This window comes from Streptomyces otsuchiensis, from assembly GCF_004305975.1.
Taxonomy (GTDB): Bacteria; Actinomycetota; Actinomycetes; order Streptomycetales; family Streptomycetaceae; genus Streptomyces; species Streptomyces otsuchiensis.
Genome location: NZ_BHZI01000200.1, coordinates 1 through 11,248, shown reverse-complemented (window position 1 = coordinate 11,248; position 11,248 = coordinate 1). Strand labels below are relative to the sequence as shown.

Sequence of the window (11,248 nt, the reverse complement as noted above, 5' to 3'; positions counted from 1 at the left end):
GATCTCGGGCAGCTGGTTGCTGACCCCGCGGCCGGTCCAGCCGTCCTCCAGCAGCGGCGCCGCCTACCGCGCCAGCGCGCACGGCTACGCCGGACCGTTCACGGCGCCGCTGCTGGAGGACGGCTGGACCGGCCGCGGGGTCAGCAACCAGCTGCCCGAGATCGGCCGCGACCTCGCCCGCCGCTTCGGACACGACGGCCCGGAGCTGTACCCGGAATGGGCCGCACCCCGGATCGCGGCGATCGAGGAGCTGTGCGCGCACGGCATCAACGAGCCGGCCCAGCGCGCCGGGCTCCCCGCTCCGGCCCCCGACCGCGCCGCGGCACTGCGGCGCCTGCTGGCCAACCTGGCGGAACTCGAACACCGGCTGCGCGCCCACCGGTTCGTGCTCGGAGAGGAGCTGACCGCCGCGGACGTCCAGGTGTTCGCGACGCTGCTCTGGCTCGACCTCGTGCACCGCTGGCACCTGGACGCCGACGCGGTGCACGAGATCGCCGGGTACCGGGCGCTGTGGTCCTACGCGCGCCGGCTGCTGGAACTGCCCGCCTTCCACACCGATCTGCGCGCCGACCGCGTGGAGCGGCGGCATCACCAGGGCTGCCGCGGATCGGAGGACGCGGGCGCCGCGGTGCGGATCATCGACTGGTCGCGCCCCCGCGTGGCGGCCGCCCCGCGGAAGAGGTGACGGACCGGCGACGCCGCCGCGCCGCGCCCCCCGGAGCGGCGGGGCGGGCCGGGCGGCGGGCGGCGTCGCCCGGCGGAGGTCAGCGCACGGGCCGGGCCAGCAACCGGGCCGCCAGGGCTCCCACCTGGCCGGTCTCGACGAGGAACGCGTCATGGCCGTAGGGCGATCCGATCATCCGGACGTCGCCCGCACCCGGCAGCGCGGCGGCCAGCTCGCGCTGCTGACGCGGCGGGTAGAGCCGGTCGGTGTCCACACCCGCCACCACCGTGGGCGCCCGCACGGCGCGCAGGGCGGCCCGCACACCGCCCCGTCCGCGCCCGACGTCGTGGCTGTTCATCGCCTCCGTCAGAACCACGTAACTGCCGGCGTCGAAGCGGTCGGTGAGCTTGCGCGCGTGGTGGTCGAGGTAGGAGCGGACCTGGTGCCGGCCCCCGGCCAGGGGGTCCTCTCCCGGCTGCGGGCGGTTTCCGAACCGCCGCTGGAGCTCGGCCTCGGTCCGGTAGGTCAGATGGGCCATCCGCCGCGCCGACCCCAGCCCCCGGCGGGGACCCCGGCCCGTGCCGGCGTCGTGGTAGTCACCGCCCCGCCAGTCGGGGTCGGACCGGATGGCGTCCAGCTGGAGCCCGGCCCAGGCGATCTGGTCGGCGCCCGAGGCGGCCGGGCAGGCCAGGAGGAACAGCCGCGCCACCCGGTCCGGATAGCCGGCGCCCCACTCCAGCGCGCGCATCCCGCCCATCGAACCGCCCGCCACCATCGCCCAGCGGCGGATGCCCAACGCGTCGGCGAGCGCGGCCTCGGCGGCCACCTGGTCCCGGACCGTCAGCCGGGGGAAGGCCGCGCCCCACGGCCGTCCGCCCGGCCCCGGGGACGCGGGCCCGGTGCTGCCCTGGCAGCCGCCCAGCACATTGGGGGCGACGACGAACCAGCGGTCGGTGTCCAGCGGGCGGCCGGGCCCGATCAGCCGGTCCCACCAGCCGGGCGTCGGATGTCCCGGCCCCGCCGGGCCGGCGGCGTGGCTGTCACCGGTCAGCGCGTGCAGCACCAGGACCGCGTTGCCGCGGTCGCGGTCCGGCCGCCCCCAGGTCTCGTAGGCGATACGGACGTCCGGCAGCGGCACACCGCACTCCAGCGGCAGCGGGGCCCGGGCGTGCCACCAGCGGCGGTCGCCGGGCGGGTCCCCCTCCCGCCACGCGCCGGTGCCGGCACCGGGGAGCCCCCGGCTTCCGCCGGAGGACGCGGACCAGCCGGCGTCCTCCGGCGGAACGTGCCCGGGGTGGGTCACCGGGCCGCGCCCGAGGCAGCCCGGAAACCGGCCTCCAGATCGCCGGTCAGGTCGTCCAGCCCCTCGATCCCCACCGAGAGCCGCACCAGCCCCGGCGCGGTGCCCGTCGCGGCCAGCTGTTCCGGGTCCAGCTGGCCGTGCGTGGTCGAGGCGGGATGGATGATCAGGCTGCGCACATCACCGATGTTGGCGAGATGGCTGAACAGCCGCACCCCGTCGACGAACCGCTTCCCGGCCTCCACCCCGTCGCGCAGCTCGAACGAGACCACGGCACCCGCGCCCTCCGGCAGGTAACGCAGTGCCGCGTCGTGCCACCGGCTGGAGGGCAGCCCCGGGTAGTGGACGGCCGAGACCTCCTCGCGGGTCTCCAGCCACCGTGCGATGGCCAGCGCGTTGGCCGAGTGCCGCTCGATGCGCAGGGAGAGGGTCTCCAGCCCCTGCAGCAGCAGGAACGACGAGAACGGTGAGAGGGCCGGGCCCAGGTCCCGCAGCAGCTGGACCCGCAGCTTCGCGGCGAACGCCCCCGGACCGAGGTCCGGCCAGTACCGCAGCCCGTGGTAGCTGGGGTCCGGCTCGCTGAACCCGGGGAACCGCTCGGGGTGCGCGCCGAAGTCGAAGGTGCCGCCGTCCACGACGACCCCGGCGATGGTAGTGCCGTGGCCGCCGAGGAACTTGGTCGCCGAGTGGACCACGATGTCGGCCCCGTGCTCCAGCGGACGCAGCAGGTAGGGCGTGGGAACCGTGTTGTCGACGATCAGTGGCACACCCGCCGCGTGCGCGACCCCGGCGACCCCGCGCACGTCCAGGACGTTGCCGCGCGGGTTGCCCAGGGTCTCGGCGAACAGGGCCTTGGTGCGCGGACCGATCGCGGCCCGCCAGGAGGCGAGGTCGTCCGGGTCGTCGACGAAGTCGACCTCGATGCCCAGCCGCGGCAGCGTGTGCCGGAAGAGGTTGTAGCTGCCGCCGTAGAGCGAGGTACTGGAGACGACGCGGTCGCCCGCCGAGGCCACCGTCAGCAGCGCGAGGGTCTCGGCGGCCTGGCCGGACGCCGTGGCCACCGCCGCCACCCCGCCCTCCAGTGCGGCGACGCGCTGCTCGAAGACATCCTGGGTGGGGTTGTGGATGCGGGTGTAGATGTTTCCCTCCTCGGCGAGGCCGAAGAGGTTGGCGGCATGGTCGGTGTCCCGGAAGACGAAGGACGTGGTCTGGTAGATCGGCACCGCGCGGGCGCCTGTCGCCGGATCCGGCTCGGCGCCCGCGTGTACCTGGCGCGTTTCGAAGGACCAGTCGAGCGTGGGGTCCGCGGCTTCCGCCGGTTCGCCGCCGGGCACGGGGTCGGTGTTCCCGTCTTCCGCTTCGGCGGCACCGTCGGGGGTGAGAGCGGGCTGCTGGGTGTCGGTCATGTCTGCTCCTGGGGAGAAGAGTCGGGCGAAGGACGGGGGACGCAACCCCGTGCACCGGGAGCCCGGACGTCCGCTCGGGTGGCCGCGGCGCTCGGCCGGGTTCCGGACATGCCGTCAGCTCTCCGCGGGCCCTCGCCGGGGCTCGGTCCGATCCTGGACGCGGCGACGGCGACGGCCCGCCGGGGCAGGCGGCCGGTCAGTGGGGACAAGGGAGCGGGGCACCCGGGGTTCGGCCGGGGGCACGGCGGACGAGAGCGTCAGTGTCCGCGGAGCGGAGGGACTGCCGGGGAGAGGGGAACGGCCCGTGGGGTCGTTCAGCGGTGCGCGGGGTGCGCGACCGGAGCGTGGCTCAACAGCCGGTGGTGACGACCAGCATGTGGTCCACCACGCGTCGGTGGGTCAGAAAGACGGTCCGCGACATGCCCGGGATCGTCACACGGGTGAGCCGTGCGGTCAACAGCCGCCCGGATCGTGATACCGGCCGGTCGTCACGGGGCGGTGGCCGTACCGGTTCCGGTCCGGGCCCGGGCCTGTTCGCGGACCTCCGCCACCAGGGGAGAGGAGACGAACTCCTCGGTGACCGCCACCAGCCACCCGACCTCGGCCTCCACGGTGGAGCGGCCGTCCTCGCCCCCCGGGCCCGGCCCGTCCTCGGTGCCGGTGCCGGTGTGGCTGCCGGTGGTGCCGGCGCCGGGGACGACGCCGAGCCGCCGGTTGTCCAGCGCCACCGCGATCCGTGCCGCCTCGATCGTCGCCGCGCCGCCGCCCGTGGCGCCACGCGCGGCTGCCTCGGCCACCAACTTCGGTACGGCCGGGTCCAGATGAGGACGGAGCGCGAGCTGCCCGTCATGGATCTCGATGATCCGCCGGTACAGCGCGAACTCGGCCGTGCGCAGCTCCGGGTTGCGCCGCGCCGGGTCGGCGGCGAGCGCGATCTCCGGCAGCGCCCGGTGCAGGGCGCGCCACAGCGGTTCCAGAGCGCGGAAGCGGCGCCGCGCCCGCAGCCAGCGCACCGGCGCCGTCAGCGGGCCTCCCCACAGGGTGATGGTCGAGCCGCAGAGGACCAGGGCCGCCGTGATCGCGCTGAGCACGGTGGCGACCGGGTGCTCCCCGAGCGGTTGCCGACCGCTCTCCAGGACGGAGGCGATGTCGGTCAGACCCCACGAGGTCCACACCACCCCGACGGCCACGGCCAGGGTGAGGATCCGCAGCCCGGTGCGGACGCGGCCGGGCCCGACGCCCGAAGCGTGGCGGGTCAGCGCGGCGCACAGCAGCATCAGGCAGTAGCTGCCGTACGCCACGAACAGGGCGGTGTAGAGCAGGAACAGCCAGGTGTCGCCGTCGATGACGACCGCCTCGTCCGTGACCCGTACGTCGGCGGCGACGAAGAGCGCGGCGGCCACGGCCTGGAAGAGCAGGGCGGCCTGGTGCTGCCTGCGCACGCGCGGACCGCGGGTGGCTGCGCGGGCGCTGATCAGTACGACGGCGAGCAGCGCGAGCCAGGTCAGCGCGTACGCCTTGAGCGCCCGGGTGAACCAGATGACCGGTTCGGTGGGCACCAGCGGTTCCAGCAGGGCGAGCGAGGCGGGCGCGTTGACGAGCAGCGCCAGCCCGCTGAACGCGGCGAAGCCGCAGATGTAGCGCTGCACCGGGTCGCTGCGGGCGCCGCTGGAGAGCGCGAGGCGGAATCCGGCGAAGCCGAGGAAGAGCGCCGGGGCCAGGTACGGCGTCAGCCCGGTCACCGGGACTCACCCGTCTCGGTGGGGGCGTCCGGGCCCCCGGCCGGGTCGAAGAGCGCGCGCAGGCCGTACCGCGCGACGTCCCGGGTGGTGAGGCCGGGCCGGTCCGGCCGGGTGGCCCGGGCGAGGATCAGTGAGGCGACCAGCTCGGCCTCCCGTTCCTGGGGATCGGTGTAGACGGTCCGGCCCAGCACCCGCCGCACCAGGCCCGCGTCGAGGTGGGGGAGGAGCACGGCCGCCGCGGAGACCGTGGTGGGGCACGCCTGCTGGTGACCGCAGACGATGTGGGCGGCCTCGTGCAGCAGGATGTGCTGCCGGTGCAGCGGCGGGGTGTCGGCCGAGTAGACGATGTAGTCGGCGCGTTCGGTGGTCACCAGCAGGCCGCAGGGGGTGTCGTGGCGCGCCCGTACCGGCATCAGCTCGATCGGCCGTCCCCGCGCGGCGGCCAGCTGACCGATGAAGACGCCGACGTCGAAGGGGTCCGGCACGCTGACGGTCGCCGCGATCCGGCGGCAGTGCCGCCACTGCGCGCGCAGCGCGCGTCTGTCACCCACGAGCGGTGCCCCCCGTCGGTGAGGGCCGTGCCGGGGTGCCGGTTCCGGGCGCGCCCCCGGCGCCCCGGCCGCATCCCGCCGGCTGGCACCCGGTCAGTTCGAGCCCGTGCCGTTCTGGTCGGCCTCCCGCCGGGCGATGACGTCGATCATGTCGCTGATCGTGCCCATGCCTTCGGGAGAGAGGTTCACGGCGCGCAACGCCACGCTGCGCACCCCCGCCTCGCGCAGCGCGCCGAGCAGCTCCAGCTCCTTCGCGATCTCCGTGCCCTCGTCGTCGTCGAAGAAGTACGCCACCGGGACCTGGAAGAAAGCGGCCAGGGCCTCCAGATGACGCTTGGTCGGGTTGTCCCGGCGGCCGGTGCGCAGCTGCCACAGGTAGGTCGCGGAGAAGCTCTCCCCGGTGGCCTCGCGGCAGGCGCGGGCCACCTCCTCGTGGCTGAACTGCTCCCGGCTGGGCCGGCAGACGACGCGGAACAGCGCGTCGATCTTCTCGGCCAGCGTTGTTGGTGCGGTGCGCTTCTGTGACTGCATTCCGCCCGTCCTCCGTCCAGACGTCCAGCTCGCGCATAGATCGTCCCACGAGCCTCTCCGTGTGACGGGAGCGGTCCAAGGCGACAATGTACTCGCTCATTTTAGCTGACAGTAACAACAGTCGTGAGCTGAAGTGAACGAGTGATCCACCGGCGCCGGGGGCCCGCGTCGGGGGCGCGGGACGAGGGTGCGCGGAACGTCTGCCGGCCATCGTCGTGGGTGCCTCTCATCAGGTGGGCGGACCGCCGGCGACGATCCGGACCGGGGTCGTGCCGGGACGAGCCTGGCGACGGCGGGCGGGACGCCCGCGGTGGTCGCGGGACCCCGGCCGCCCGTCGGGACGACGCTCCGGGGAACGGCGTCGTACTCGCAGCGACGCACCGGGGACCGCCGTTGGTTCCGGTCGGCGGAGACCGGCCGACCGCCGCCGCCCCGCTGTCGCCGGTGGCATACCCCGTCACCGGCGTCCGCTATCGCCCCGCCGCCGCCGAACGCGAGACGCGGGCTCGGCGCCGGCGGCGGGCGATGGCCGAGGTGGCCACCGCCCTGGACCGGGGCTGAGGCCCTGCGCCGCCGCCCCGCCGCCCCGCCGCTCGGCCCGGCCGCTCCGCCGGGCCTTCCCCGCCGCTCAGCCCAGACCGAGCAGCCGGAGCATCAGCTCCTTCACCTCCGTCGCCCGGTAGCGGTCCCGCACCTGGGAGGGATCCGAACACAGCAGCATCGGCCCGTCCGCGTCGCTCTCCGGCAGCCTGCCGTGGCTGCCCCGCACACAGGACGGGTCCAGCGGGATCACCGTCAGCGGCGCCCGGAAGCCGGCCTTCTTGCCCGCCACCGACAGCGCGGCCCGCGCCTTGACCGCGGGACGTGCCGGGTCGAAGAACAACTCCGCCGGGTCGTAACCGGGTTTGCGGTGGATCTCCACACCACGCGCGAAGTCCGGTGCCCGGTCGTCGTCGAGCCAGTAGTAGTAGGTGAACCAGGCGTCCGGCTCGGCCACGACCACGAGTTCGCCGGAGCGCTCGTGGTCGACCCCGGCCGCGCGCTGCTGGTCGCGGTCCCACACCTCGTCCACCCCCGGGAGCGCCCGCAGCACCGACCGCACCCGCTCGATGTCGCCCGGGTCGGCGACGTAGACGTGCGCCACCTGGTGGTCCGCGACCGCGAACGCCCGCGAGACGTAGGGGTCCAGGTACTCCATGCCCCGCTGGTCGTAGACGCTCAGCAGCTTCTCGCGGCGCAGCACCCGGTTGATGTCGACCGGGCGGCGCACCGAGGTGATGCCGTACTCGCTGAGCGCGAGGACCGTGTGGCCGCGTGAGCGCAGCTCCTCCAGCAGTGGGCCGAGCGCGGCGTCGGTCTCCTTGGCCGCGCGGATCGCCTCGGGGCCGTCCGGGCCGAACCGCTGCAGGTCGTAGTCGAGGTGGGGCACGTAGACCAGTGTCAGATCGGGGTCCCGCCGGTCGATCACCACCCGGGTGGCGTCGGCGACCCAGCGGGTGGAGCGGATCGAGGCCGTGGGTCCCCAGTAGTTGAACAGCGGGAACGCGCCCAGCTCATCGGTGAGGGTGTGCCGCAGCTCGGCCGGCGCGGTGTAGCAGTCGGGCTGCTTGCGGCCGTCGTAGCGGTAGACCGGGCGCGGGGTCAGCACGGTGTCCACCTCGGCGCCCATCGCCCACCACCAGCACAGGTAGGCGGAGGTGAGGCCGGGGGAGCGTTCCCGGGCCGCGTGCCAGACCTTCTCGCCGTGGACCAGCTTGTTGTGCTGGCGCCAGAAGTGCACCTCGCCGTGGTCGCGCCAGTACCAGCCGTTGGCCACGGCGCCGTGGTCCCGGGGGAGGAGGCCGGTGGTGAAGGTGGCCTGCACAGTGCTGGTCACCGCGGGGAAGACGGTGTCCAGCGGCGCCGCGAATCCGTCCTCCCCGATCGCACGGAGCCGGGGCATGTGCTCCAGCAGCTTGGGGGTGAGACCGACGGTGCACAGCACGGCCAGTTTCTTGCCGCGGCTTCTCGGCGCGGTGGGTGACATGAGCGCCCCTCCTGGGGTCTGGCGGGTCGATGGTCACGGTGGGCGGGGACCGGGCGCCGGCGGCCCCGGTCGGCCGGGACCGGGTCCCGGGGTGGCTCCCGCCCCGGCGGTGCGGGGCGGGAGCGGGGAGCCGCTACTTCGGCCGCAGCCCGTGCCGCAGCAACTCCTTCCGGCACCAGTCGAGTTCGGCGGCGATGCCGGTGACGAGCCCGGCCGGCCCCGCCGGGCGGTGCTCCTCGGGCAGCACGGTCCAGGTGTAGGTCTCGACCTCCACGTGCTCGGTGAGGGGACGCTCGCCGCCGAAGAGGACGCCCAGCGTCCGGGAGAGCAGTGGCCTGCTGCTGCGCAGCGGCGGGTCCGGCTCCCGGTGCAGCGGCACGTGGTAGTGGACGCGCCAGGGAGCGTCGCCGGGGAGGCCGTCGTCCGCGTCGAACGCCGGTCCCAGGTCGTCGCGGCCGCTGACCCGGCCGCCGGTCTCCTCCCGCACCTGGTGCAGGAACCGGGGCTCGTCGAACGGCTCCAGCGCCGCCCGCCCCTCCGGACCGCGCGGGTCGTCCGCGATCAGCGCCGCCGACGCCTGCGTCTTGACGATCGGCACCCCGGCGGCGTCCAGCGCCGCCACGGCCTCCTCCGGCTCCTCGTGGGCGACCGCCAGATGACAGGCGTCCAGACAGATGCCCAGGTAGCGCGGGTCGGTTCCGGCCAGCGCCTCGATCACCTGCGGGACGGTCTCGGCGACACAGCCCGGTTCGGGCTCCAGACCCACCCGGATCACCTTGCCGGTCTCCTCGGCGAGCCGGTCCAGCCCGGCCGTCAGCTCCTCCAGCCGGCGGCGCGCGGCGTCCCGCGCGGACACCGGCCACGGCTCGCGCCAGGCCAGCGGCAGGGTGGAGACACTGCCCCGGTCGACGCCCTCCGGCAGCAGGGCGGCCAGCACCCGCGCCAGGTCGAGGGTGTAGGAGGGGCGTTCCGGCCCCGTCCAGTCCGGGTGGTAGACGGCCTGCTTGACCACGGGGTCATGGAAGCCGCGATAGGGGAAACCGTTGAAGGTGACGGTCTCCAGCCCGTGGTCGGCCAGCCGGGCGCGCAGCTCGCCCAGCGCGGTGGGCGAGCCCGCCAGCAGCGCGGCGGTGGCCGCCGGGAGCCACAGGCCCAGCCCGACCGTGTCGGTCCCCAAAGCGGCGCGGACGGGACCGGCGTACTGGTCGAGCTGCGCGAGGATGCCCTCGGGTGTCTCGGCGGGGTGGACGTTGGTGCAGTACGCGAGATGGACGGGTGTGCCGTCCGGGTGCAGCAGCCGCATACCTCTCACCCCCCGCCGCGCAGCAGGGAGTTGCCCGCGTAGCTGCCGGGCGGTGGCCCCGGCTCGGCGTCGGCCGCCGTGCCGTCGGTGTCGCCGGCCCCCTCCAGCTCCAGCCGGCCGCTCTGCCCGTAGAACTCGACCGGGTTGCGCCACAGCACCCGGTCGACCTCGTCCGCGCCGAAACCGGCGGCGAGCATCGCCTCGCCGGTCGCCCGGGTCAGCAGCGGGTCGCTGTGGCCCCAGTCCGCCGCCGAGTTGACCAGCATCCGCTCCGTGCCGTACTCGCGCAGGATGCGGACCATCCGGTCCGGGTCCATCTTGGTGTCGGGGTAGATGGAGAACCCCATCCAGCATCCCGAGTCGGCCGCCTGCCGCACCGTCATCTCGTTGAGGTGGTCCAGGACGACGAACCCGGGATCGATTCCGGACTCCCGGACCACCGCCAGCGAGCGGTCGGTGCCGCCCGCCTTGTCGCGGTGCGGGGTATGCACCAGCGCGGGCAGTTCGTGCTCGACCGCCAGCGCGAGCTGTGTGGCGAAGGCGTGTTCCTCCGCGGGCGTGGCCGAGTCGAAGCCGATCTCGCCCACCGCTACCACCCGGTCCTTGGCCAGGTAGCGCGGGAGCATCTCCAGGACCGGCAGCAAGCGCGGGTCGTTCGCCTCCTTCGGGTTGAGCGCGATGGTGCAGTGATGGCTGATGCCGTACTGGCCCGCGCGGAAGGGCTCCCAGCCGAGCAGGCCGTCGAAGTAGTCCGCGAAGCTCTCCGGGGAGGTGCGGGGCTGGCCGAGCCAGAACGCGGGCTCCACCACGGCGGCGACGCCGGCCGCCCGCATCGCCTGGTAGTCGGCGGTGGTGCGCGAGGTCATATGGATGTGCGGATCGAAGATGCGCATGGTCGCGGTGGCCTTTCTGGACGGGACTCCCACCGTTCCGCTCCGGGGGAGCGGTGGCGGACCGGTGGGCCGGGGACGGGCGCGGCGCCGGCGGGGCCTGCCGGCGGCGCCGTGCGCTCCGGACCCCGCCGTCGGGGCGGGGCCCGGGCGCGGGCAGGTGGTGCCGGGCGGTCAGCCGGAGGTGAGCAGTGCGACGTCGTCGGGCACCGTCCGGCCGGCGGCACGCCGTTCCGCGGCCAGCCCCTCGGCCAGTGCGGTGAGTTCGCCGTCCCGCCGCTCCTCCAGGCCGGCCACGGCGCTCAACGGCACTCCGATGAAGAGGCACTTGAGCACCGCCTGCCGCCAGGCGGCCTGCTCCAGATGGCGCCCGGCGTACGGCCCGACGGCGGCCTCCACCAGCCTGGGGTCGTTGGCGCGCAGCGCGTCGTGCACCAGCTCCAGCGCCGCGTCGCCCACCGGCAGGTAGGGCAACGCCCGCAGCACACCGCGCCGTTCGGCGGCGTCACCCTGGCGGTAGAGCAGCGCGGCCTCGGCCGCCCCCTCCGGCCCGGGCGGCGCCTGCAGCAGCAGCGCGGTGCGCACCGCGTCCTCGACCTTCCAGCCCGCCGGTGCGCCCGGCAGCGACTGCCTGCCGTAGCGCCGCCCGGCGGCGGGGAAGCGGGCCCGCAGCCGGCCCGTGTCGCCGGCGGCCTCCCGCAGTTCGCGGGTGAGGTCCGCCGCGCGTTCCTCACCCAGGGCGGTGTCGAGGGCCTGCCGCAGGACCAGCGCGGCACGGGGGCCGAGCACGCTGCCGTCGCCGCCCTCCCCGGGCGGCGCTCCGGTGGGCGGGGAG

At 75.0% G+C, this 11,248-nt stretch carries 10 protein-coding genes; 1 reads left to right on the top strand and 9 read right to left on the bottom strand.

Features of this window, described 5'->3' with window-relative positions:
• Positions 1-685, top strand: a 685-nt coding sequence (locus E0D90_RS18415; protein WP_157996887.1) for a glutathione S-transferase C-terminal domain-containing protein, incomplete at its 5' end; no start/stop codon positions are given.
• Between the two features lie 79 nt (positions 686-764).
• Here E0D90_RS18415 and metX read toward each other — a convergent pair.
• The 9 genes from metX to E0D90_RS18370 all read right to left on the bottom strand — a co-directional run.
• Positions 765-1,967 carry a homoserine O-acetyltransferase MetX gene (gene metX, locus E0D90_RS18410; protein ID WP_130799297.1) on the bottom strand — a complete coding sequence of 401 codons (1,203 nt, stop codon included), beginning with the start codon at positions 1,965-1,967 and terminating at the stop codon, positions 765-767.
• The gene (locus E0D90_RS18405) at positions 1,964-3,370 is read right to left on the bottom strand and encodes a bifunctional o-acetylhomoserine/o-acetylserine sulfhydrylase (RefSeq protein ID WP_130799296.1); all 1,407 of its coding nucleotides are present in this window, start codon (positions 3,368-3,370) and stop codon (positions 1,964-1,966) included. The genes metX and E0D90_RS18405 overlap by 4 nt, the downstream gene beginning before the upstream one ends.
• Positions 3,371-3,858: 488 nt before the next feature.
• Positions 3,859-5,112, bottom strand: coding sequence for an MAB_1171c family putative transporter (locus E0D90_RS18400; RefSeq protein ID WP_130799295.1), 1,254 nt, complete (start codon positions 5,110-5,112; stop codon positions 3,859-3,861).
• Positions 5,109-5,663: a ParH-like protein gene (locus E0D90_RS18395; RefSeq protein WP_174856222.1), complete on the bottom strand. Its 555-nt coding sequence runs from the start codon at positions 5,661-5,663 to the stop codon at positions 5,109-5,111. The genes E0D90_RS18400 and E0D90_RS18395 overlap by 4 nt, the downstream gene beginning before the upstream one ends.
• Positions 5,664-5,756: 93 nt before the next feature.
• Positions 5,757-6,194 (bottom strand): helix-turn-helix domain-containing protein, encoded by a 438-nt coding sequence (locus E0D90_RS18390; protein WP_130799294.1) that lies wholly within the window; start codon positions 6,192-6,194, stop codon positions 5,757-5,759.
• A 628-nt stretch (positions 6,195-6,822) separates the two neighbouring features.
• Entirely contained in the window at positions 6,823-8,220 is a 1,398-nt protein-coding gene (locus tag E0D90_RS18385; protein ID WP_174856221.1) for an alkaline phosphatase family protein, read from the bottom strand.
• A gap of 133 nt (positions 8,221-8,353) precedes the next feature.
• Positions 8,354-9,523, bottom strand: a complete 1,170-nt coding sequence (gene eboE, locus E0D90_RS18380) for a metabolite traffic protein EboE (RefSeq protein ID WP_130799293.1) — start codon at positions 9,521-9,523, stop codon at positions 8,354-8,356.
• 5 nt (positions 9,524-9,528) lie between these two features.
• Positions 9,529-10,416, bottom strand: coding sequence for a TatD family hydrolase (locus tag E0D90_RS18375; protein ID WP_130799292.1), 888 nt, complete (start codon positions 10,414-10,416; stop codon positions 9,529-9,531).
• 171 nt (positions 10,417-10,587) lie between these two features.
• A partial coding sequence (locus E0D90_RS18370) for an EboA domain-containing protein (protein ID WP_438827415.1) occupies positions 10,588-11,248 on the bottom strand: 661 nt, incomplete at its 5' end.

Excerpts from the sequence above, each read along its gene's own strand:
- E0D90_RS18405 (WP_130799296.1), bottom strand. The coding sequence starts at position 3,370 with ATGACCGACACCCAGCAGCCCGCTCTCACCCCCGACGGTGCCGCCGAA.
- E0D90_RS18390 (WP_130799294.1), bottom strand. The coding sequence starts at position 6,194 with ATGCAGTCACAGAAGCGCACCGCACCAACAACGCTGGCCGAGAAGATC.
- E0D90_RS18385 (WP_174856221.1), bottom strand. The coding sequence starts at position 8,220 with ATGTCACCCACCGCGCCGAGAAGCCGCGGCAAGAAACTGGCCGTGCTG.
- eboE (WP_130799293.1), bottom strand. The coding sequence starts at position 9,523 with ATGCGGCTGCTGCACCCGGACGGCACACCCGTCCATCTCGCGTACTGC.
- E0D90_RS18375 (WP_130799292.1), bottom strand. The coding sequence starts at position 10,416 with ATGCGCATCTTCGATCCGCACATCCATATGACCTCGCGCACCACCGCC.